General features: G+C 70.1%; 24 protein-coding genes. 18 read left to right on the forward strand and 6 right to left on the reverse strand.

Going from position 1 to position 22406, the window contains the following annotated elements; genetic code table 11:
* Positions 1–61 precede the first annotated feature (61 nt).
* Complete coding sequence (locus JF781_RS10850) at positions 62–2587, forward strand: DNA translocase FtsK (protein ID WP_225327649.1); 2526 nt, start codon at positions 62–64, stop codon at positions 2585–2587.
* Positions 2588–2652: 65 nt separating this feature from the next.
* On the opposite strand, the gene JF781_RS10855 is transcribed toward JF781_RS10850, so the two are convergent.
* Positions 2653–3186, reverse strand: coding sequence for an amino-acid N-acetyltransferase (locus JF781_RS10855; protein ID WP_255641640.1), 534 nt, complete (start codon positions 3184–3186; stop codon positions 2653–2655).
* A 38-nt stretch (positions 3187–3224) separates the two neighbouring features.
* Between JF781_RS10855 and pgsA the strand changes: the two genes are divergently transcribed.
* The 4 genes from pgsA (at position 3225) to JF781_RS10875 (ending at position 6072) form a co-directional block, all read left to right on the forward strand.
* The gene (gene pgsA / locus JF781_RS10860; protein WP_225327651.1) at positions 3225–3824 is read left to right on the forward strand and encodes a CDP-diacylglycerol--glycerol-3-phosphate 3-phosphatidyltransferase; all 600 of its coding nucleotides are present in this window, start codon (positions 3225–3227) and stop codon (positions 3822–3824) included.
* Between the two features lie 116 nt (positions 3825–3940).
* Positions 3941–4291, forward strand: coding sequence for a transcriptional regulator ClgR (gene clgR / locus JF781_RS10865; RefSeq protein WP_225327705.1), 351 nt, complete (start codon positions 3941–3943; stop codon positions 4289–4291).
* A gap of 134 nt (positions 4292–4425) precedes the next feature.
* A complete protein-coding gene (gene pspA / locus JF781_RS10870; protein ID WP_225327652.1) occupies positions 4426–5253 on the forward strand; it encodes a phage shock protein PspA in 828 nt (275 codons plus the stop codon).
* A 9-nt stretch (positions 5254–5262) separates the two neighbouring features.
* A complete protein-coding gene (locus JF781_RS10875) occupies positions 5263–6072 on the forward strand; it encodes a hypothetical protein (RefSeq protein WP_225327653.1) in 810 nt (269 codons plus the stop codon).
* Between the two features lie 106 nt (positions 6073–6178).
* Here the strand turns inward: JF781_RS10875 and JF781_RS10885 are convergent, their stop codons facing one another.
* Entirely contained in the window at positions 6179–6580 is a 402-nt protein-coding gene (locus tag JF781_RS10885; protein WP_225327654.1) for a DUF5313 domain-containing protein, read from the reverse strand.
* Positions 6581–6593: 13 nt separating this feature from the next.
* Positions 6594–7025, reverse strand: coding sequence for a limonene-1,2-epoxide hydrolase family protein (locus tag JF781_RS10890; protein ID WP_225327655.1), 432 nt, complete (start codon positions 7023–7025; stop codon positions 6594–6596).
* Positions 7026–7077: 52 nt separating this feature from the next.
* Here JF781_RS10890 and JF781_RS10895 point away from each other — a divergent pair, with 52 nt between their 5' ends.
* From JF781_RS10895 to JF781_RS10905, 3 genes are read left to right on the forward strand one after another with little or no spacing between them, the layout of a single operon-like run.
* Positions 7078–8244: a glycosyltransferase gene (locus tag JF781_RS10895; RefSeq protein ID WP_225327656.1), complete on the forward strand. Its 1167-nt coding sequence runs from the start codon at positions 7078–7080 to the stop codon at positions 8242–8244.
* 49 nt (positions 8245–8293) lie between these two features.
* Positions 8294–8566: a hypothetical protein gene (locus JF781_RS10900; protein ID WP_225327657.1), complete on the forward strand. Its 273-nt coding sequence runs from the start codon at positions 8294–8296 to the stop codon at positions 8564–8566.
* A 40-nt stretch (positions 8567–8606) separates the two neighbouring features.
* The gene (locus tag JF781_RS10905; protein ID WP_163710178.1) at positions 8607–8813 is read left to right on the forward strand and encodes a DUF3046 domain-containing protein; all 207 of its coding nucleotides are present in this window, start codon (positions 8607–8609) and stop codon (positions 8811–8813) included.
* A 10-nt stretch (positions 8814–8823) separates the two neighbouring features.
* On the opposite strand, the gene JF781_RS10910 is transcribed toward JF781_RS10905, so the two are convergent.
* Together JF781_RS10910 and JF781_RS10915 are read right to left on the reverse strand one after the other, a co-directional pair.
* Complete coding sequence (locus JF781_RS10910; RefSeq protein WP_374109691.1) at positions 8824–9462, reverse strand: flavodoxin family protein; 639 nt, start codon at positions 9460–9462, stop codon at positions 8824–8826.
* A gap of 34 nt (positions 9463–9496) precedes the next feature.
* Positions 9497–10162: a (2Fe-2S)-binding protein gene (locus tag JF781_RS10915; RefSeq protein WP_225327659.1), complete on the reverse strand. Its 666-nt coding sequence runs from the start codon at positions 10160–10162 to the stop codon at positions 9497–9499.
* Between the two features lie 217 nt (positions 10163–10379).
* Here JF781_RS10915 and recA point away from each other — a divergent pair, with 217 nt between their 5' ends.
* The 4 genes from recA (at position 10380) to JF781_RS10935 (ending at position 14139) form a co-directional block, all read left to right on the forward strand.
* A complete protein-coding gene (recA, locus tag JF781_RS10920) occupies positions 10380–11429 on the forward strand; it encodes a recombinase RecA (RefSeq protein WP_225327660.1) in 1050 nt (349 codons plus the stop codon).
* Positions 11401–11916, forward strand: a complete 516-nt coding sequence (gene recX, locus JF781_RS10925; RefSeq protein ID WP_225327706.1) for a recombination regulator RecX — start codon at positions 11401–11403, stop codon at positions 11914–11916. The genes recA and recX overlap by 29 nt, the downstream gene beginning before the upstream one ends.
* Positions 11917–11977: 61 nt before the next feature.
* The gene (miaB, locus tag JF781_RS10930; RefSeq protein WP_225327707.1) at positions 11978–13519 is read left to right on the forward strand and encodes a tRNA (N6-isopentenyl adenosine(37)-C2)-methylthiotransferase MiaB; all 1542 of its coding nucleotides are present in this window, start codon (positions 11978–11980) and stop codon (positions 13517–13519) included.
* Positions 13507–14139, forward strand: a complete 633-nt coding sequence (locus JF781_RS10935; protein WP_225327661.1) for a hypothetical protein — start codon at positions 13507–13509, stop codon at positions 14137–14139. The genes miaB and JF781_RS10935 overlap by 13 nt, the downstream gene beginning before the upstream one ends.
* Here JF781_RS10935 and JF781_RS10940 read toward each other — a convergent pair.
* Positions 14136–15473, reverse strand: a complete 1338-nt coding sequence (locus tag JF781_RS10940) for a DUF349 domain-containing protein (RefSeq protein ID WP_225327662.1) — start codon at positions 15471–15473, stop codon at positions 14136–14138. The genes JF781_RS10935 and JF781_RS10940 overlap by 4 nt on opposite strands.
* Before the next feature lie 392 nt (positions 15474–15865).
* Between JF781_RS10940 and JF781_RS10945 the strand changes: the two genes are divergently transcribed.
* The 6 genes from JF781_RS10945 to JF781_RS10975 all read left to right on the forward strand — a co-directional run bounded on the left by JF781_RS10945 (position 15866) and on the right by JF781_RS10975 (position 22346).
* The gene (locus JF781_RS10945; RefSeq protein ID WP_225327663.1) at positions 15866–16840 is read left to right on the forward strand and encodes a DMT family transporter; all 975 of its coding nucleotides are present in this window, start codon (positions 15866–15868) and stop codon (positions 16838–16840) included.
* Between the two features lie 219 nt (positions 16841–17059).
* Entirely contained in the window at positions 17060–17752 is a 693-nt protein-coding gene (locus JF781_RS10955; RefSeq protein ID WP_225327664.1) for a hypothetical protein, read from the forward strand.
* Between the two features lie 8 nt (positions 17753–17760).
* Positions 17761–18678 (forward strand): tRNA (adenosine(37)-N6)-dimethylallyltransferase MiaA, encoded by a 918-nt coding sequence (gene miaA / locus JF781_RS10960; protein ID WP_225327708.1) that lies wholly within the window; start codon positions 17761–17763, stop codon positions 18676–18678.
* 4 nt (positions 18679–18682) lie between these two features.
* Entirely contained in the window at positions 18683–19561 is an 879-nt protein-coding gene (dapF, locus tag JF781_RS10965; protein ID WP_225327665.1) for a diaminopimelate epimerase, read from the forward strand.
* A 52-nt stretch (positions 19562–19613) separates the two neighbouring features.
* Complete coding sequence (gene hflX, locus JF781_RS10970) at positions 19614–21053, forward strand: GTPase HflX (protein ID WP_225327666.1); 1440 nt, start codon at positions 19614–19616, stop codon at positions 21051–21053.
* Positions 21054–21185: 132 nt separating this feature from the next.
* Positions 21186–22346 (forward strand): acyl-CoA dehydrogenase family protein, encoded by a 1161-nt coding sequence (locus JF781_RS10975; protein WP_225327667.1) that lies wholly within the window; start codon positions 21186–21188, stop codon positions 22344–22346.
* Positions 22347–22406: the final 60 nt, after the last annotated feature.

The raw sequence follows: 22406 nt of genomic DNA on the forward strand, positions 1-22406 counted from the left end.
CCGAACCGTTACCAGTGTGGCGGGTGGTGTAGATGATGTCGATGCGACTACCCTTGCCGTCATGCCCAGTAAGACCGCCGCCCGCTCCGGAAGCCGAACGAGCAGGTCAAAGGCCCCTTCGCGCGCCGGCGGGTCCCGCGGCGCGCGACCAGCGGCGCCCCGCAGGAAGCCCAGCAGGCCCGTCCGGCGCCGGAATCACTCGCCACTCGTCGGAATCGGGCTGACCTGCGGCCGCGCCCTGCGCGCCACCTGGCTGATGGCCGCGCGCGGGACGGGGGGCGCCGCCCGGTCGATCGGGCGGGCCCGCGACATCGACCCCGGCCACCGCCGCGACGGCATCGCCCTGCTTTTACTGGGCTTTTCCGTGGTGGTCGCCGCGAGCTCGTGGTTCCACGCCGCCGGGCCGGTCGGTGCGTGGGTCGACACCGTCCTGCGGACCTTCATCGGCGCCGGCGTACTGGCGCTGCCCGTCGTCACCGCCGCGGTGGGGGTGACCCTGATGCGGACCGAGCCCAACCCCGACGTGCGCCCCAGGCTGATCCTCGGCGCCAGCCTGATCACCCTGTCGGTGCTGGGCCTGCGTCACCTGTGGTCGGGCTCGCCGGGCGATCCGGAACCGCGCCGGCGCGCGGCGGGATTCATCGGCTTCGCCATCGGCGGGCCGCTCTCGGACGGGCTCACCCCCTGGATCGCCGCGCCGCTGCTGTTCATCGGCTTCATGTTCGGCCTGTTGCTGTTGACGGGCACCACCATCCGGGAGCTGCCCGTGGTGATGCGCAACCTGTTCCACACCCGGTTCGTCGACGAGGTCTACGGCGACGAGCCGTACGACTACGCCGACGAGTTCGACGAGGACGACGCCGAACCCGCGCACGACGATTACTACGAGGACGCATCCCCGGAGCCGGACGACCAGCCGGCGCCATGGTCGCCGGACGACGACGCCCAGGCCGCGCTGCAGGACGACATCCCCACGGTCCCCGAACCGGCCGTACAACCCGGCGCAGAACCCCGCGCGACGCGGGGCCGCAAGCGCGGACGATCGGGCAAGCAGGACACCATCGAGCTGGACCGCGTCGTTGAGGGGCCCTACACGCTGCCGTCGCTGAGCCTGCTGGTGGCCGGGGACCCGCCCAAGAAGCGCAGCGCCGCCAACAACGTCATGGCCGACGCCATCACCGAGGTGCTGACCCAGTTCAAGGTGGACGCGGCGGTGACCGGCTGCACCCGCGGGCCGACCGTCACCCGCTACGAGGTCGAGCTGGGCCCGGGCGTCAAGGTCGAGAAGATCACCGCGCTGCAGAAGAACATCGCCTACGCGGTGGCCACCGAGAGCGTGCGCATGCTGGCCCCGATTCCCGGCAAGTCCGCCGTGGGCATCGAGGTGCCCAACACCGATCGGGAAATGGTGCGGCTGGCCGACGTGCTCACCGCGCCGTCGACGCGGCGCGACCACCACCCGCTGGTGATCGGGCTGGGCAAGGACATCGAGGGCGACTTCATCTCGGCCAACCTGGCCAAGATGCCGCACCTGCTGGTCGCCGGCTCCACCGGATCCGGTAAGTCCAGCTTCGTCAACTCGATGCTGATCTCGCTGCTGGCCCGGGCCACCCCGGAAGAGGTCAGGATGATCCTGATCGACCCGAAGATGGTGGAACTCACGCCGTACGAGGGCATTCCGCATCTGATCACCCCGATCATCACGCAGCCCAAGAAGGCGGCGGCCGCGCTGGCGTGGCTGGTCGAGGAGATGGAGCAGCGCTACCAGGACATGCAGGCCTCCCGGGTGCGCCACATCGACGACTTCAACGAGAAGGTGCGCTCCGGGGCCATCACCGCGCCGCTGGGCAGCCAGCGCGAGTACCGGCCCTACCCGTACGTGGTGGCGATCGTCGACGAGCTGGCCGACCTGATGATGACCGCGCCCCGCGACGTCGAGGACGCCATCGTGCGGATCACCCAAAAGGCCCGCGCCGCAGGCATTCACCTGGTGCTGGCCACCCAACGCCCGTCGGTGGACGTGGTCACCGGGCTGATCAAGACCAACGTGCCGTCGCGGCTGGCGTTCGCCACGTCGTCGCTCACCGATTCACGGGTGATCCTGGACCAGGCCGGCGCGGAGAAGCTGATCGGCATGGGCGACGGCCTGTTCCTGCCGATGGGGGCGGGCAAGCCGATCCGGTTGCAGGGCGCGTTCATCACCGACGAGGAGATCCAGGCCGTCGTCACCGCCTGCAAGGACCAGGCCGAACCCGAGTACACCGAGGGCGTCACCAACGCCAAGCCCACCGGGGAACGCACGGACGTCGACCCGGACATCGGCGACGACATGGACGTCTTCCTGCAGGCCGTCGAGCTGGTGGTGTCCAGCCAGTTCGGCTCCACCTCGATGCTGCAGCGCAAGCTGCGCGTCGGCTTCGCCAAGGCCGGCCGGCTGATGGACCTGATGGAGACCCGCGGCATCGTCGGGCCCTCCGAGGGGTCCAAGGCGCGTGAGGTGCTGATCAAGCCCGACGAGCTGGCCGGAACGCTGGCGTTGATCCGGGGCGGCGCCGACGCCGACGGCGGCGACCCCGACACCGACTAGCGCGAGCAGACGCAGAATCGCACGCGGGCGGCCCGCGCAGTGCGATTCTTCGTCTGCTCGCGGTGTTACAGCACCAGCAGCATCCGGGAGTTGCCCAGGATGTTCGGCTTGACGTAGCTCAGGTCCAAGAACTCGGCCACACCGATGTCGTAGGAGCGGCACATCTCCTCGAACACCTCGGCGGTGACCGGCGTGCCCTCGATCTCGGTGAACCCGTGCCGCGCGAAGAAGTCGGTCTCGAACGTCAACACGAACAGCCGCTTGAGCGCCAACTCGCGGGCGACTTCCAGCAGCCGGTCGACGATCGCGTGGCCGATGCCGTGGCCGGTCATCGCCGGGTTGACCGCGACGGTCCGCACCTCGCCGAGGTCGGCCCACAGCACGTGCAGCGCCCCGCAACCGACCACGCGGCCCTCATGCTCGGCCACCCAGAACTCCTGAACGGACTCGTAGAGCGTCACGAGGTTCTTTTCGAGCAGGATCTTTCCCGCGTACGTGTCGACCAGTTGCTTGATGGCGGGAACATCGGGCGTTCGCGCTCGCCGAACCAGCGGCCGGTAGCCCTGTGGACTTCTGCTCACGGCTAACAGTATCGGCATCCGGGACGGCCGCGCTGGTCAACCGTTATTCTGTTGCGGTGTCGGGGCAGCCGCAGACGGGTCCGGTGGTAGGCCGCGCGAATATCGCCAATCTCGCCAATACGCTGACGCTGCTGCGGCTGGTGCTGGTCCCCGTCTTCCTGCTCGCCCTGTTCGCCGGCGACGGCCAGCAGGCCGGCTTGCGGGTGGTGGCCTTCCTCATCTTCGCGGTGGCCTGCATCACCGATCGGCTGGACGGGCTGCTCGCCCGCAACTACGGCATGGCAACCGAATTCGGCGCGTTCGTCGACCCGATCGCCGACAAGACGCTGGTGGGATCGGCGCTGATCGGGCTGTCGATGCTCGGCGAGCTGCCGTGGTGGGTCACCGTGGTGATCCTGGTTCGCGAATTCGGGGTCACCGTGCTGCGGCTGGCCGTGATCCGCCGCGGAGTCATCCCGGCCAGCTGGGGCGGCAAGCTCAAGACCGTCGTGCAGGTGTTGGCCATCGGATTGTTCGTCCTGCCTTGGGCAGGAACGCCGGGACCGTTCCGGGTGGCCGCGGCCGTGGTGATGGGCGCGGCGATCGTGCTGACGGTGATCACCGGGATCGACTACGTGGTGTCGACCGTCCGGGAAGTGCGCCGCACGAACGGTTGATTCCGGGGCGCCGAGCGGGAACCAGACCACCGCCGGCGGCGTTCACCTTAATGAGCACCTGCCGGAGGCAAGCTGAGTACGTGCCGCGCAGGGCCGACTGGACGAAGGAGGGCGGGATGCCGCCATTGGTGCGCGAGGTCATCGGCGACGTGCTGCGCGAGACCCGCACGACACAGGGCCGGACGCTGCGTGAGGTGTCCGATTCGGCGCGGGTGAGCCTCGGCTATTTGTCCGAGGTGGAACGCGGCCGCAAGGAGCCGTCGAGCGAGTTGCTCAACGCGATCTGCGACGCGCTGGACGTCCCGTTGTCGTCGGTTCTCACCGACGCCGGTGAACGGATGGCCGGCCAGGAAAGGGCCCACGAGCGCGCCGCCGTCGGCGCGCCCGCCGAAGCGGCCACGGGCACCAGCATCGACGTCAGCACCAAGGTCGTCATTCCGCCGGTGGCATCGCTGGCGCTGGCCTGAGCGCCCGTGGACCGATCCCGCCCAAGGGGTGGGGCGATCGGCACCAACCCATTAAATTGAGCGTCAGGCGCAGGGCCCGTCAGGGTCGATCCGGAACCATCCGGCCCCTCAAGAAGCGAAGGTGGAGCTAACTCATGGCCAATCCGTTCGTCAAGGCGTGGAAGTACCTCACGGCGCTATTCAACGCGAAGATCGACGAGCACGCAGACCCCAAGGTCCAGATCCAGCAGGCCATCGAGGAAGCGCAACGCACGCACCAGGCGCTGACGCAGCAGGCCGCGCAGGTCATCGGCAACCAGCGCCAACTCGAGATGCGGCTCAACCGTCAGCTGGCCGACGTGGAAAAACTCCAGGTCAACGTGCGTCAGGCCCTCACTCTGGCCGACCAGGCCACCGCCGCCGGGGACGCCGCCAAGGCCACCGAATACAACAACGCCGCCGAGGCGTTCGCCGCCCAGCTGGTCACCGCCGAGCAAAGCGTCGAAGACCTCAAGACCCTGCACGATCAGGCGCTGAACGCGGCCGGGCAAGCCAAGAAGGCGGTCGAACAGAACGCCATGGTGCTGCAGCAGAAGATCGCCGAGCGCACCAAACTGCTCAGCCAGCTCGAGCAGGCCAAGATGCAGGAACAGGTCAGCGCCTCACTGCAGTCGATGAGCGATCTGGCCGCCCCGGGCAACGTCCCCAGCCTCGACGAGGTGCGCGACAAGATCGAGCGCCGGTACGCCAACGCGATCGGGGCCGCCGAGCTGGCGCAGGGCTCGGTCCAGGGCCGGATGCTCGAGGTCGAACAGGCCGGCGTGCAGATGGCCGGCCATTCCCGGCTCGAGCAGATCCGCGCGTCCATGCGCGGCGAGGCGCTGCCGACCGGGGGCACGCCCGCGGCGGGGTCCACTCCCGCCACCCCCGCGCCCGCGGAGAGCGCCGGCGGCGCGGTCAGCGAGAAGCCACTTGGTCAGTAGCCCGGTGTCATGGCGGTGAACGCGCCGCGCCCCGGCCTGTTGCGCGCGTTGCTGCACCGCGGATTGGCCACCGCCGCCGACCTTTCCGACCTGGTGGCCCGCAAGATCAGCGCGGCCGCGGATCCACGCGCGCGGCAGCTGCGTCGCCGCCGCCGCGCACTGCGGTGGGGCCTGATATTCGGGGCGGGGTGCCTGTTCTGGGCGGTGGTGACGATGCTGCTCGCCGCCTGGGGATGGTTCGCGTTGCTGCTGGAGATCACCGGCGGCGTCGCGGTCGTCATGGCCATCCCGGCCACCCTGTTGCTGCTGCGCTACCGCTGGCTGCGGTCCGAGCCGCTGCCGGTGCCCCGGACCACGAACGCGCGCCGGCTGCCGCCGCCGGGTTCGGCGGCGCGTCCCGCGATGTACGCGCTGGGCGCCTCCGAACGCGGGTTCTTCTCGCTGGTGGCCGTGCTGGAGCGGGGCGCGATGTTGCCGACGGCCGAGATCCGCGACCTGACCGCGGCCGCCACCAAAACCTCCGCGGCCATGGCGTCCACCGCCGCGCAGGTGGTGTCGATGGAGCGGGCGGCGCAGGCCAGCGAAGAGTCGCGGTCGTATCTGGTGCCGACCATCAACGCGTTCACCGCGCAACTGAGCGCCGGCGTTCGTCAATACAACGAAATGGTCACCGCCGCAGCGCAATTGGTGTCTTCGGCCAATGGTGACGGGCTCGCCGGGTCGCAGCGGTACCGCGCCGAGCTGGCAGGGGCCACGGACCGCCTGGTCGGTTGGGCGCAGGCGTTCGACGAACTCGGCGGACTGCGCGGCGCGAGCTAGTGGCGATCGCGAGCGCGGCGGAGCCGGGCGAAGCGGGTCGCCACCGTGGGGCTAGTGGCGATCGCGAGCGCGGCGGAGCCGGGCGAAGCGGGTCGCCACCGTCGGGCTAGTCTTCCGGGCGCGGGCCGTAGCGCTCGATGTACGACTGATGCATGCGGGCGTCGCGCTTGCGGGCCAGCTCGTCGACCAATTCGGGATCCAGATCGTGCACAGCCAGCATGTGCCGGCGCCACACCTTGTTGAGCGCGTGCGAAAAGTACACGAACGGAATGAGAATCGGCAGCGTCATGCTTAGATGCACGTCGAGCGTCGTCGGGATCAACCAGAACGGGGCCAGCACCACCACCGCCGGCACCGCCACGCGGCGCATCATCCGCGCGCTCGCACCCTTGCCGGCCAGGTCGTTGCGCACCCAGTCGCGCATCGAGTCCGGCAGCCGGCCACCGCAGCAATAGCGGACGAACTGCACGAAATTCGGCCGCGTGCGGTTGGCGTCCCTTTTGGTCATCGCGTCCCCGCGCTCAGAACGACGCTCTCAGCGACGGCAGCACCAGCGCCGCCAGGCCGCGCGCGGTGGCCTTGAGCATGTCGAAGAAGTCGAAGTAGTCCCGCCACAACGTGATTCGCCCGTTGTGGACCTCGAACACGCCGCACACCCAGAACTGCAGCCGCAGGGGTCCGAAGATCAGCGCGTCGGTGCGTTCGGTGAGCACCGCGCCGCCGTCGGCCGCGATGCGGTGGATCTTCACCTCGAAGGCGGCGCGGCCCTCCATCTGGCGAAACAGCTTCATGGCCCTGGCGCGGCCATGGATGGTGGGCAGGCCGACGTTTTCGTAGACGAGGTCGTCGGCCAGCGCCGCGTCGGCGGCCTCGTAATCGGCGTCCTGCAGCGCGTTCAGGAATCCCTCGACCGTGCGGGTGTTCGCCACGGTTGTCCCAGTCAGCTCGGTCATCTTGCCAGCGTAGGCGAGTGCGGCGGCCGGGCGCTGTGGCAGGGTAAGGCCGATGCGTGTCGCCGTGGTCGCCGGGCCGGATCCCGGGCATTCGTTCCCGGCGATCGCGCTGTGCCGGCGCTTCGCCGAGGCGGGCGACGAGCCCACGCTGTTCACCGGCGCCGAATGGATCGACACCGCCCGCGGCGCCGGCATCGACGCCGTCGCGCTGGACGGCCTGGTGGCCACCGACGACGACGTCGACGCCGGGGCCAGGATCCACCGGCGCGCCGCGCGGATGGCCGTGCTCAATGTGCCCGCGCTGCGCGACCTGGCGCCCGACCTGGTGGTCTCCGACGTCATCACCGCGGGCGGCGGTATGGCCGCCGAGCTGTTGGGTATCCCGTGGATCGAACTCAATCCGCATCCGCTGTATCTGCCGTCGAAGGGCCTGCCGCCGATCGGCAGCGGGCTGGCGCCGGGAACCGGGATCCGGGGCCGGCTGCGCGACGCGGCGATGCGCGCGCTCACCGCGCGTTCCTGGCGGGCCGGTCTGCGGCAACGCGCGGCGGTGCGCACCGAGATCGGGCTGCCGGCCGACGACCCCGGGCCGCTACGACGGCTGATCGCCACGCTGCCCGCCTGCGAGGTGCCCCGCCCGGATTGGCCGCCGGAGGCGGTGCTGGTGGGCCCGTTGCACTTCGAGCCGACCGACCGGGCGCTGGAAATCCCGGCGGGGTCCGGGCCCGTGGTGGTGGTCGCGCCGTCGACCGCGCTGACCGGCACCGAAGGCCTGGCCGAGGTGGCGCTGGCCCGCCTGATACCGGGGGACACGCTGCCGGCGGGGGCGCGGGTGGTGGTCTCGCGGCTCGGCGGAGCGGAGCTGACGGTGCCGCCGTGGGCGGTCGTCGGGCTCGGCAGCCAGGCCGAATTGCTGACGCACGCCGACGTGGTGATCTGCGGCGGCGGGCACGGAATGGTGGCCAAGACGCTGCTGGCGGGCGTGCCGCTGGTCGCGGTGCCCGGCGGCGGCGACCAGTGGGAGATCGCCAACCGGATGGTCCGCCAGGGCAGCGCGCGGCTGGTTCGGCCGCTGACCGCCGACGCGCTGGTGGCCGCGGTCAACGAGGTGCTGGCGTCGCCCCGCTACCGGGCCGCGGCGCAACGAGCCGCCGCCGGCATCGCCGAGGTCGCCGACCCGGTCCGGGTGTGCCACGACGCGCTGGCGGTGGCCGGATGACCCGCCGCGCATCCCCTTATGCTCCTTATGCTTCGGCGGGAGGCATGCAATGAGGATGATCGCGGCAGTCACGGCCGGCGCCCTGATGGCCGGCTCGGTATTCGGGGCGGGTGTCGCACGCGCCGACAGCCCCGAGGAGCAGCAGGCCTGCCGGTTGATGGACGATCCGGCCGCCGCCGAGCAGGGGCTCGGGCCCGCCGAATACGCCTTCATGCAGTTGCGCGCCACGATGTCGGCGCAGCGCGCCCGCGACACCATGTCCCTCGCGGCCCAGGAGGACTGCCCGAATCACATCATCGACCTGCCGGCGAGCTGGCGGTGACGGCGTTCGCGCCCGGGTGTCCGATCCATGCCCGCTGGGTATGTTCACTGGCGTGCGGCTAACGGAGTTTCACGAGCGGGTGGTGCTGCGCTTCGGTACCACCTACGGGTCATCGGTCTTGGTCGATCACGTGCTGACGGGTTTCGACGGGCGGACGGCCGCCCAGGCCATCGAGGAGGGGATCGAGCCCCGCGACGTCTGGCGGGCATTGTGCGTCGACTTCGACGTGCCCCACGAGCAGTGGTGATCCGCGCGCGTTATTCGTATGCCGGATAAGGGTTTTGGCGCAGCACGGCGGCCAGGTGGATGGCGTTGCGGGCCGCGTTGCCGGTGGCGGACGCGACTGCCTCGGGGACGTCGTCGAGGTCGGTGTAGTCCGTGCCCTGCATGGCCTCGCCGTTCCAGTAGGTGCAGCCCTGCGCGGGGATCGAGAACCCGATGTCGTTGAGCGCCTGAAAGAGGTCGGCCACGATCTTGTGCGCGCCGTCCTCGTTGCCGACGACCCCCGCCAGCGCCACCTTGCCCACCATCGCCGGCCGTCCCGCGTCGTCGGTGTCGGACAGCTCGGCATCGAGGCGCTCCAGGACGCGCTGCGCGACGCTGGACATGTGCCCGACCCAGGTGGGCGTCGACACGATGACGATGTCCGCCGCCTTGACCTTGGTCAGCAGCGCCGGCCACTCGTCGCCCGGCCCCATGTCCGCCTCGACACCGGGCAGCAGCGCCAGGTCCACGCACCGCACCTTCTCGCCCTCGACGCCCGCGCCGCGCAGCGCATCGAGCAACTGATCGGCGAGCAGCTCGCTGCTGGACGGCGCGGGGCTCTTCTTCAACGAGCAGATCAGCGCGAGGGCGCGCAGGGATTGCGCTGCGGGTGAGGCCATGGCTGGCCGCATACCCCGGCGCGGCGGCACCAAACGACGCCCGGTCCTACCGTGGCGTCCGCTGAAGCGCGCAGTCGCCGCACAGGGAGCCCCCGGGCAGGCGATAGAACAGGCAGCAGCTGCGGCGCCGGAAGCCCAGCTGCGGGCCGGCGAGGACACCGGATCCGGCCAGCACGCCGGTGTCCAACAGGGAGCGGGTCGTCTCGATGATCGCGCCGCGCATGTCGGACCGCGCCGAAAGCAGCGCCCGCGCGGCCCCCACCAGCGCGGAGGCGATGTTGCCCGCGAGCAGGGCGGGCGCCAGCTTGACCCGCAGGCCGGCGGCGAGCGGGCGCATGTGCTCGCTCACCACGACGCGATACAGCGCGTCCGGTGCGGGCGAGGTGATGGGTTTCCCGAGGGGTTTGGGCAGTCGCAGCTGTGCGCCGTCGTCGGCGCGCTGCAGGTCGTCGAGGTCGGGCAGGACGCCGTGGCCGATCGCGCACGCGAGCACCGGCGACCACAGCCGGGTGGCGTGGCCGAGATGAACCAGTGAGGCGCCGATCCGCGAGTCGGTGGAGCCGTAGCGCCGGACGGTGGCGTCGACCAGGTCGGCGCAGCCGTCGGCATAGGACTGCTTGACCGGATGCCATCCCGCCGCGTCGCCCCCGACGGTCAGGGCGAAAAAGCCTCCGTAGGAAGCCGTTTCGGCCAGCTCGGTGGAGATGTCCATCGCGTCGCGCCCGCCTCTTGAGGAAGTCCGCCCGGAAGCCCCGTCGACGCCTTTCGGTAGCCGATGTTGCCACACGACCGGCGTGTCAGGCTTGAATCGAACACCTGTTCGGCTAGTGTGGTGAGCGTTCGCCAGTCAACTTGTCGGTGGCCTTCTCTAGTGTCACCGCCAACCGACCGATACCGGTCAGACGAACACCGACTATAGGAGAGGCACCATGGCGCAAGCCCCCGATCGCGAAAAGGCTCTCGAACTGGCGATGGCCCAGATCGAAAAGAGCTACGGCAAAGGCTCGGTGATGCGTCTCGGCGACGAGACGCGTCAGCCGATCTCGACCATCCCGACCGGATCCATCGCACTGGACGTGGCCCTGGGCATCGGCGGCCTGCCCCGCGGGCGGGTCGTGGAGATCTACGGCCCGGAATCCTCGGGTAAGACCACCGTCGCCCTGCACGCCGTGGCCAACGCCCAGGCCGCCGGCGGCGTCGCGGCCTTCATCGACGCCGAGCACGCCCTGGACCCGGAGTACGCCAAGAAACTCGGCGTGGACACCGATTCCCTGCTGGTCAGCCAGCCGGATACGGGGGAGCAGGCCCTCGAGATCGCCGACATGCTGATCCGCTCCGGCGCTCTGGACATCCTGGTCATCGACTCGGTGGCCGCGCTGGTGCCGCGCGCCGAGCTCGAAGGCGAGATGGGGGACAGCCACGTCGGTCTGCAGGCCCGGCTGATGAGCCAGGCGCTGCGGAAAATGACTGGCGCGCTGAACAATTCGGGCACCACCGCGATCTTCATCAACCAGCTCCGCGAGAAGATCGGGGTGATGTTCGGCAGCCCCGAAACCACCACGGGTGGAAAGGCGTTGAAGTTCTACGCGTCGGTGCGCATGGACGTGCGCCGGATCGAGACGCTCAAGGACGGCACCAACGCGGTCGGTAACCGCACCCGGGTCAAGATCGTCAAGAACAAGGTGGCACCGCCCTTCAAGCAGGCCGAGTTCGACATCCTCTACGGCCAGGGGATCAGCCGGGAAGGCTCGCTGATCGATATGGGTGTGGAGCACGGCTTCATCCGTAAGTCCGGCTCCTGGTTCACCTATGAGGGCGAGCAGCTCGGCCAGGGCAAGGAGAACGCTCGTACCTTCTTGATGGAGAACGACGACGTGGCCAACGAGATCGAGAAGAAGATCAAGGAAAAGCTTGGCATTGGCGCGGTCATGACCGATGACCCCTCCGGTGATGTCCTCCCCGCACCCGTCGACTTCTGAGCCCTCCCGCGAAGAGCAGGCGCGGGTGTTGTGCCTGCGCCTGCTCACCGCGAGAGCGCGCACCCGGGCCGAGCTGCACGGCCGGCTGGCCAAGCGCGGCTATCCCGACGACGTCAGCGAGCGGGTGCTCGACCGGTTGGCCTCCGTCGGCCTGATCGATGACACCGACTTCGCTCAGCAGTGGGTGCGGTCCCGTCGCGCGCACGCCGGAAAAAGCAAGCGCGCCTTGGCCGCCGAGTTGCACACCAAGGGCGTCGACAATGACGTGATCACCACCGTGCTGGCCGGCATCGACGCCGGTGCCGAGCGGGACCGGGCCGAGCAGCTGGTCCGGGCCAAGCTGCGTCGCGAGACGCTGGCCGACGATGACGCGCGGGTGACGCGCCGGCTGGTGGGGATGCTGGCGCGCCGTGGCTACAGCCAGAACCTCGCGTGCGAGGTGGTGTTCGCCGAGCTGGCCGCCGAGCGGGAGCGCCGCCGCGTCTAGCCCGGTGACGTGCGGTTTCTCGCGTGCCGACCGGCCGCCGTACCATGGCCCCGTGACTTCGATGGTGCGAGAGGCCGTGGCGCGAGACGCCGCAACGGTGCGCACCTACCAGGTCCGCACCTACGGCTGCCAGATGAACGTCCACGATTCCGAGCGGTTGGCGGGCCTACTGGAAGCGGCCGGATATCAGCGGGCGGCCGAGGGCGCCGACGCCGACGTGGTGGTTTTCAACACCTGCGCGGTCCGCGAAAACGCCGACAACAAGTTGTACGGCAACCTCAGCCACCTGGCACCGCGCAAGCGCGAAGATCCCGAGATGCAGATCGCGGTCGGGGGCTGCCTGGCGCAAAAGGACCGGGACGCGTTGCTGCGCAAGGCGCCGTGGGTCGACGTCATCTTCGGCACCCACAACATCGGATCGCTACCCACCCTGCTGGAGCGGGCCCGGCACAACAAGGTCGCCCAGGTCGAAATCGCCGAGGCGCTGCAGGAGTTCCCGTCGTCGCTGCCCAGCGCACGCGAATCCGCTTACGCCGCTTGGGTTTCCATCTCGGTCGGATGCAACAACAGCTGCACGTTCTGCATCGTGCCGTCGCTGCGGGGCAAAGAGGTCGACCGCAGCCCCGACGACATCCTGGCCGAGGTCGCCTCGCTGGTGGACGACGGCGTGCTCGAGGTCACGCTGCTGGGCCAGAACGTCAACGCCTACGGGGTGTCCTTCGCCGATCCCGCGCTGCCCCGCGACCGCGGCGCCTTCGCCCGCCTGCTGCGGGCCTGCGGCGACATCGACGGCCTGGAGCGGGTGCGGTTCACCTCGCCGCACCCGGCCGAATTCACCGACGACGTCATCGAGGCCATGGCGCAGACGCCGAATGTGTGCCCCGCCCTGCACATGCCGCTGCAATCCGGATCCGACCGGGTGCTGCGCGCGATGCGCCGTTCCTACCGCGCAGAGCGCTACCTCGGCATCATCGACCGCGTCCGGGCGGCCATGCCGCACGCCGCCATCACCACCGATCTGATCGTCGGATTTCCCGGTGAGACCGAGGAGGACTTCGCGGCCACGCTGGACGTCGTGCGCGCGGCCCGGTTCTCGGCCGCGTTCACCTTCCAGTACTCCAAGCGACCCGGCACCCCCGCCGCCGACCTCGACGGGCAGATACCGAAAGCCGTTGTGCAGGAACGCTATGAGCGGCTGGTCGCGCTGCAGGAGGAGATCTCGCTGCAGGGCAACCAGGCCCTGGTCGGGCAGACGGTCGAGCTGCTCGTCGCCACCGGCGAGGGGCGCAAGGACACCGCGACCGCGCGGATGAGCGGGCGGGCCCGCGACGGCCGGCTCGTGCACTTTGCCGTCGACCAAGCCGTCGACCAATCCGGCGACCAAGCCGTCGACACCCGGCCGCGGCCCGGCGACATCGTCACCACCGTGATCACCGGGGCCGCGCCCCACCACCTCATCGCCGATGCGGGCATCCTGACCCATCGCCGCACCCGGGCGGGTGACGCGCACGCCACCGGGCGGCGCCCGCGCGGCATCGGTCTCGGCATGCCCGCCGTCGGGCCGCCCGCCGGCCCGGCCGAACCCCTGGGATGTGCACGATGAAAGAAGAAGACCCACAGCTCGGCGCGCTGCGGACCGAGATCGAGGCCGCCGAACGGCGGGTGGCGCGCGGGTTCGATCCCGGCCCACGGGGTTTCTTCGTGTCGATCCTGGTGTTCGTGCTGCTGGGATCGTTCATCCTGCCGCACACCGGCGACGTGCGCGGCTGGGACGTGCTGTTCGGCAGCCACGGCGCCGGGGCGGCCGCGGTCGCGCTGCCGTCGCGGGTGTTCGCGTGGCTGGCGCTGGTGTTCGGCGTGGGCTTTTCGATGCTGGCGCTGGTGACCCGGCGCTGGGCGCTGGCCTGGGTTGCGCTGGCGGGCTCGGCGATCGCGGGTGCGGCGGGCATGCTGGCGATCTGGTCGCGTCAGACCGTGGCCGCGGGGCACCCGGGGCCGGGGTGGGGCCTGATCGTCGCCTGGATCACCGTGCTGCTGCTCATCTACCACTGGGCCCGCGTGGTGTGGTCGCGGACCATCGTGCAGCTCGCCGCCGAGGAGCAGCGCCGCCGCCTCGCCGCGCAGCAGCAGTCGACCTCGCTGCTGGATGACCGCGACCGCCCAGGCGCCACGGGCCGGCCCGACGATCCCGAAAGCAGTACGGGATCCGGCGGCGGCCGTTAGGACTTGCGGCTCAGGGCCTCGACGGCCGCCTGCGCCCACTGCCGCCACTGTTCGGCGTTGGCCTTGGCCTCTTCGGCTTCTTTGGTCCGTCCCGCCGCCGCGGCCTTCTGCGCCTGTTGCTCGTATTGCTCGGCGCGGGCCTGGAATTGCTCGGCCCGGGCCTGCGCCTGGGGATCCGACCAATCCGCCTCGCCGGCGTCGCGCACCTTCTTCTCGACCGCGCGCAGCCGCCGCTCCAGCTCGGCGGAGCGCTCCCGCGGGACCTTGCCGATCGCATCCCACTTCTCGGCGATCGAGCGCAGCGCCGCCCGGGCGGCGTCGTGGTTGCTGGTGTCCAGCTTCTCGGCCTCCGCCAGCAGCGCCTCCTTGGCCGCCGCGTTGGCGCGGAACTCCGCGTCCTTTTCCGCGGTCACCGCGTTGCGGGCGGTGAAAAACACGTCCTGGGCGGCCTTGAAGCGCCGCCACAGGGCGTCGTCGACCTCCCGGGTCGCCCGTCCGGCCGCTTTCCATTCGGTGAGCAACTTGCGGAACTCCGCACTGGTCGCCGTCCAGTCGGTCGAATCGGACAGCTCCTCGGCACGCTCGCACAGCCGCTCCTTGGCCTGGCGAATTCCCGAACGCTCCCGGTCCAACTCGGCGAAATGGGCTCCCCGCCGCCGGTTGAAGGCCTCCCGGGCCGCGGAATAGCGCTTCCACAACGCGTCGTCCACCTTGCGGTCCAGGCCGCTGATCGTCTTCCACTCGTCGAGGATCGCGCGCAGCCGATCGCCGGCGGCCTTCCACTGCGTCGAGGTGGCGGACAACTCCTCGGCCTCGGCGGCCAGCGCCTCCTTGCGGGCGGTCTGGGCGGCCCGATGCTCCTCGCGTCGGGAGCGTTCCGCGGCGACGGTCGCCTCGGCGTGTTCGGCGATGCCGGTCAACCGGGCGGCCAGGGCATCGATATCGCCCAGCACCGCGGCCGTCGGCAGCGTCTCGGCCAGCTCGGACGCGTGCGCCTTGATCTTGCGCGCGTCCCCGGTCCCCGAGGCCAGCCGCTCCTCCATCAGCGTGACCTCGGTGGCGAGGTCGTCGAACCGCCGACCGAAGTGGGCGAACGCGGCCTCGCGGTCACCGGCCTGCCAGGAGCCGACGACCCGCTCTCCGGCCGCGCTGATCAACCACACCGTGCCGTCGTCGTCCACGCGCCCGAACTGGTGCGGATCGCTGCGCGGGGGCGGCACCACCACCGGGTGAGCGGCCGGGCGCGACCCCGAGCTCACCGGCCGGGGACCGGGGCGCGGCCCCGGACGCGGCACCGGCCGGGCTGAATCGTCGCGAGGCTGGTCAGCCGTCATGCCCTCGTCACTACCCTTTCGCAACCTTCCGCGCGGTTGGTGTGCCGCGCGCCTGCCGCGCGTAGCGGCACCGTCTTCTGCATCTGCGGACGACCCATCCGGGTTTTCCCAGCAGGTGCCTAACAGTATTCAAGCAGCTTGCGCCGCCACGCGCCGCCACCTTGGTATTCCGGGCGGCGGCCCCGCGCGGCACTACCTGTGACGTTCTCTTAGAGTTATCCAAGCGGTCACATAGATTGGTGAAGTAATAATCGAAAGGTCGCCCGCGGCGCGGGCCGGACGTGTGAAACGTCATAGATTTGTATCTGAACTGAACGCGAAATGTGCGTGTATTTGCTTGCGCCCCGGGGAAAGCTGGGTCGGACGGTCGTGCGCTTGGGGGGTCGGGAAATATGTCGAAAGTTGATGTCGCTGCGTTGATTGCCCTGTGCGCGGCGCTGGCATCGGCGATCGGCGACGTGATCCGTCAGCGCTCCGCACACGAAATCACCGACAAGCAGGTTGGGCACCTCGAACTGTTCCGCATGTCGCTGCGCGACACGCGATGGTGGATCGGCGGCATGGCCGCGGTCACGAATTACAGCCTGCAGGCCGCCGCCCTGGCATGGGGCTCGGTGGTCCTGGTGACCGCCCTGCAGGTGACCGCGCTGCTGTTCGCGCTGCCCATCTACGCGCGGCTCGCCCACCATCGCGTCAAGCCACGGGAGTGGATGTGGGCGATGATCCTGGCCGCGGCGCTGGCGGTGGTCATCATCGTCGGCGACCCGGCGTCCGGTCACCAGCGCGCCCCGCTGCAGACCTGGGTCATCGTGGCCCTGATCATGGTCCCGCTGCTGGTGGCCTGCGTGGTGGCGGCACGAATCTGGTCCGGTAGCCCGTTCGCGCCCGTGCTGCTCGCCGTCGTGGCCGGCTCCTCGTTGGCGCTGTTCGCGGTGCTGACCAAGGGCATCGTCGAGATGTCCGAGCGCGGCGTCGTGCGCGTTCTGACGTCGCCGGAGTTCGTGCCCTGGCTGTTGGTGGCGCTGGCCGGGATGATCTTCCAGCAATCGGCTTTCCGCGCCGGCTCGCTGACCGCGTCGCTGCCGACGATGACGGTGGCAAAGCCCGTCGTCGCGGGGTTGCTCGGGGTGCTCGTGTTGGGTGAGACGCTGAACGCCAGCGGGCCCGAGGCGTTCGTGCTGATCGCCGCCGTGTCGGTGGTGATCATCGCGACGATCGCGTTGGCCCGCGGCGAGGCCGCCGCCGTCGGCGGGACCGAACCCGGCGGGGGCGCGCCGCGAAAAGTCCGAACGCGGGACGCATCCGCCGAGGATGGCCTCGGCCCCTACGGTGAGTGTCTGGTTGTCGCTGACGGCTCACGCTGCTGACTGGCGATCGCCACTGGCCTGACGGTGGCGACCCGCTGCGCCCGGCTCCGCCGCGCTTGCGATCGCCACTGGCCTGACGGTGGCGACCCGCTGCGCCCGGCTCCGCCGCGCTTGCGATCGCCACTGGCCTGACGGTGGCGACCCGCTGCGCCCGGCTCCGCCGCGCTTGCGATCGCCACTGACTCTGGCCCGCCGGCTCGGTCACGTTAGTTTGGTGGCGTGCTGAGCGCCATTGCCATCGTTCCGTCGGCGCCGGTGCTTGTTCCCGAACTCGCCGGGGCGGCCGCCGCCGAGATGGCCGACCTGGTCGCGGCGACGATCGCCGCTGCCGCCATGCTGCCCGAACGCTGGGTGATCATCGGGACGGGCCCCGCCAACGAGGAATTCGGTCCCGACGCCGCGGGCACGTTCGCGGGTTTCGGGGTGGACGTGCGCGTCCGGCTGTCCCCGCAGAACGGCGATGAGCCCGAGCCGGTGGCGCTCCCGGTGTGCGCGTTGCTGGGTGGCTGGGTGCGCGGCCAGGCGCAGCCGCAGGCCAGCGCCCAGGTGCGCGTCTACCGCGACGACCACGACGTCGATACCGCGCTGAGCCGCGGCCGCGAACTGCGGGCCGAGATCGAGCGGCTGCCCGAGCCGATCGGGGTGCTGGTCGTCGCCGACGGCGCCAACACCCTCACCCCGGCCGCCCCCGGCGGACACGACCCGGACAACGCCGCCGCGCAAGACGCCCTGGACGACGCGCTGGCCGGCGGCGACATCACGGAGCTGATCCGCCTGCCGCACCAGATCCTGGGGCGGGTCGCCTTTCAGGTGCTGGCCGGCCTGTCCGAGCCGGGGCCGCGATCGGCCAAGGAGCTCTATCGGGGGGCGCCCTACGGGGTGGGCTACTTCGCCGGCGCCTGGCAGCTGTGACGGTGGCCGTGCGACCACTGGCGATCATCGGCCCCACCGGAACCGGCAAGTCGCAGCTGGCCCTCGACATCGCCGAGCGGCTGGGCGCGGAGATCGTGAACGCCGACGCGATGCAGTTCTATCGCGGCATGGACATCGGCACCGCCAAGCTGCCCGTCGAGGCGCGCCGCGGCATTCCGCACCATCAGCTCGACGTCCTCGACGTCACCGAGACCGCGACCGTCGCCCGCTATCAGCGCGCCGCCGCCGCGGACATCGAAGCGATCGCGGCCGGCGGCGTGGTGCCCATCATCGTCGGCGGCTCGATGCTCTACATCCAGTCGTTGCTCGACGACTGGTCGTTTCCCGCCACCGATCCCGCGGTGCGGGCCCGCTGGGAGCGGCGGCTGGCCGAGGTCGGGGTCGGCGAGCTGCACGCCGAGCTGGCCCGTCGCGACCCCGCCGCGGCCGCATCGATCCTGCCCACCGACGCCCGGCGCACGGTGCGGGCCCTGGAAGTGGTGGAGCTGACCGGACAGCCGTTCGCCGCCTCCGCGCCGCGGATCGGCGCACCCAGGTGGGACACGGCCATCATCGGGTTGGATTGTGACACAACGATTCTCGATGATCAGCTGGCCAAGCGGACCGACGCGATGTTCGACCACGGCCTGGTCGGCGAGGTGACCGCGCTGCTCGAGCGCGGCCTGCGCGACGGGGTCACCGCCTCGCGGGCCCTGGGCTACGCGCAGGTGATCGCGGCCCTCGATGCCGGCGGCGGTCCGGATCGACTCCGCGAGGCCCGGGAGCAGACGTTCGTGGGCACCCGACGCTACGTGCGACGGCAGCGGTCCTGGTTTCGCCGCGACCACCGCGTGCAGTGGCTGGACGCCGCCGATCGCGCCCGGCTCGTCGACGGCGCGGTGCACGCGTGGCGGCACGTATCCTGAACAGGTGAAATTCGCAAAGGGCCACGGCACCCAGAACGACTTTGTGGTGCTGCCCGACCCGCAGGCCGAGCTGAGCCTGACCGGGTCGCGGGTGGCCGCGCTCTGCGACCGGCGACGCGGGCTGGGCGCCGACGGGGTGCTGCGGGTCACCACGGCCGGCGCCGCCGCCGGGGCCGGCGTGCTCGACCGGTTGCCCGACGGGGTGGCCGCCGACGACTGGTACATGGACTACCGCAACGCGGACGGGTCCATCGCCCAGATGTGCGGCAACGGCGTGCGGGTCTTCGCCCACTACCTGCGGGCCAGCGGCCTGGAGGGCCGCGACGATTTCGTGGTCGGGTCGCTGGCCGGTCCACGCCCGGTCACCGTGCATCGCGTCGGCGCGACGACCGCCGACATCAGCGTCGACATGGGCAAGGCCAACACGCTGGGCAGCGGGGGAAAGGCCTTTGAAGCGATGGTCGGCGGCCGCCGGTTTTCCGGCGTGGCGATCGACGTGGGCAATCCGCACTTGGCCTGCGTCGACCCCGACCTGGCCGTCGACGCGTTGGCGGCACTGGACGTGGCCGCTCCGGTGAGTTTCGATCCCACCCAATTCCCCGACGGGGTGAACGTCGAGATCCTCACCGCACCGGCCGACGGGGCGGTGCACATGCGCGTCCACGAGCGGGGAGTGGGCGAAACACGCTCGTGTGGCACCGGAACGGTCGCGGCCGCGGTCGCCGCGCTGGCCGGCGCCGGCGCGGACACCGGCACGCTGACCGTTCGGGTGCTGGGCGGCGAGGTCGTCGTCACTATCACCGCCGCCACCAGCTACCTGCGGGGGCCGTCGGTACTGGTGGCCCAAGGAGAAATCAGCGAGGAATGGTGGCGCGAACAGTAGCGTTAATTCAGATGCGCGACACCGACTTTGCGTGCATCATCTCTTATTGCCTATGACACATCCCGAATTTCGCGATCACGCTCCCACGGTCACGGAGCCCAGTACGGGCGAACTCGCCCTCGAGGATCGGTCGGCGCTGCGCCGCGTCGCCGGCCTGTCGACCGAACTCGCCGACGTCACCGAGGTCGAGTACCGCCAGCTTCGGCTCGAGCGGGTCGTCCTGGTGGGCGTGTGGACCGACGGCACCGCCGCCGACAGCCAGGCCAGCATGGCCGAACTGGCGGCGCTGGCCGAAACCGCCGGCTCCCAGGTGCTCGAAGGGCTCATCCAGCGCCGCGACAAGCCCGACCCGTCGACCTACATCGGTTCGGGTAAGGCCGCCGAACTGCGCGAAGTGGTGCTGGCGACGGGCGCCGACACCGTCATCTGCGACGGTGAGCTGTCGCCGGCGCAGCTGACGGCGCTGGAGAAGGCGGTGAAGGTCAAGGTCATCGACCGCACCGCGCTGATCCTGGACATCTTCGCCCAGCACGCCACCAGCCGGGAGGGCAAGGCTCAGGTGTCGCTGGCCCAGATGGAATACATGCTGCCGCGGCTGCGCGGTTGGGGTGAGTCGATGTCGCGGCAGGCCGGTGGCCGCGCCGGCGGCAGCGGGGGAGGCGTGGGCCTGCGCGGCCCCGGTGAGACCAAGATCGAGACCGACCGGCGGCGCATCCGCGAGCGGATGTCGAAGCTGCGCCGCGAGATCAAGGACATGAAGCAGGTCCGCGACACCCAGCGCAGTCGGCGGCTACACAGCGACGTGCCGTCGATCGCCATCGTCGGCTACACCAACGCGGGCAAGTCCAGCCTGCTCAACGCGCTGACCGGGGCGGGCGTGCTGGTGCAGGACGCGTTGTTCGCCACCCTGGAGCCCACCACCCGCCGCGCCGAGTTCGACCCCGATTCCAAGGCGGCCGGCGCTTACACGATCACCGACACCGTCGGATTCGTCCGGCATCTGCCCACCCAGCTCGTCGAGGCCTTCCGCTCCACGCTGGAGGAGGTCGTCGACGCCGACCTGCTGGTGCACGTCGTCGACGGCTCCGACGCCCACCCGCTGGCGCAGATCAACGCGGTGCGGCAGGTGGTCTCCGACGTTATCGCCGACCATGACGGCGCGCCGCCGCCCGAGCTGCTGGTGGTGAACAAGGTCGACGCCGCAAGCGATGTGGCGTTGGCCAAGCTCCGCCACGCGCTGCCGGGCGCGGTCTTCGTGTCCGCGCGCACCGGCGAGGGCATCGACGCCCTGCGCCGGCGGATCGCCGAGCTGGCCGTTCCCGCCGACACCGCCGTGGACGTGGTGATCCCGTATCACCGCGGGGACCTGGTGGCCCGCCTGCACGCCGACGGGCGCGTTCAGCAGGAGGAGCACAACGCCGAGGGCACCCGGATCAAGGCCCGGGTTCCGGTCGCCTTGGCCGGCCGGCTGCGCGAATTCGCCGCCCACTGAGCGGCCCGGCCTAGCCGCCGATTCCCGCAGCCCACCGCCGCCGCAGCGCCGCCGCCGACCCGCCAGCTGCCGACCAACCGTCCGGTTGGTATATGTTGGGCTGCAGAAATCCCAGTCGCCGGAGGTCTTTCCATGAGCAGCGCCATCAAATACCAGCGCACTCTTTTCGAGTCAGAGCACGACCTGTTCCGTGAGTCCTACCGGGGCTTCCTCGAGCGCCACGTCGCGCCGTACCACGACGAGTGGGAGAAGGCCAAGATCGTCGACCGCGGTGTGTGGCTCGAGGCCGGCAAGCAGGGCTTCCTCGGCATGGCGGTGCCCGAGGAGTACGGCGGCGGCGGCAACCCGGACTTCCGGTACAACACGATCATCACCGAGGAGACCACGGCGGGCCGCTACAGCGGCATCGGTTTCGGCCTGCACAACGACATCGTGGCGCCGTACCTGTTGGCCCTGGCCACCGAGGAGCAGAAGCAGCGCTGGTTGCCGAAATTCTGTACCGGAGAACTGATTACGGCGATCGCGATGACCGAGCCGGGCACCGGCAGTGACCTGCAGGGCATCAAGACCCGCGCGGTCAAGCAGGGCGACCACTATGTGCTCAACGGTTCAAAGACGTTCATCACCAACGGAATCAACTCCGACCTGGTGATCGTCGTCGCGCAGACCGATCCGGACAAGGGCGCGCAGGGCTTTTCCCTGCTCGCCGTCGAACGCGGGATGGAAGGCTTCGAGCGCGGCCGGCACCTGGACAAGATCGGGCTGGACGCGCAGGACACGGCCGAGCTGTCATTCACCGACGTGCACGTGCCGGCCGAAAACCTCCTGGGCCAAGAGGGCATGGGGTTCATCTACCTCATGCAGAACCTGCCTCAGGAACGGATCTCGATCGCCATCATGGCGGCCGCGGCGATGGAGCAGGTGCTCGAGCAGACGCTGCAATACACCAAGGAGCGCAAGGCTTTTGGCAAGCCGATCGGCAGCTTCCAGAACAGCCGCTTCGTGCTCGCCGAGCTGGCGACCGAGGCGACCGTGGTGCGCATGATGGTCGACGAATTCGTCCGCCTGCACCTGGACCACAAGCTGACGGCCGAACAGGCGGCAATGGCCAAGTGGTACTCCACCGAAAAGCAGGTGCACCTGATCGACCGCTGTCTGCAATTGCACGGCGGCTACGGTTACATGCGCGAATACCCGGTCGCCCGTGCCTATCTGGATGCGCGGGTGCAAACCATCTACGGCGGCACGACCGAAATCATGAAGGAAATCATCGGCCGCGGCCTCGGGGTATAGCCATTCGTTTGGTGGACCGTCATCCGGGCGGCGAACACCGTCGCCGGTAACGGCATTGCC

The organism is Mycobacterium sp. WUMAC-067, assembly GCF_020217485.1.
In the GTDB taxonomy this organism is placed as follows: Bacteria; Actinomycetota; Actinomycetes; order Mycobacteriales; family Mycobacteriaceae; genus Mycobacterium.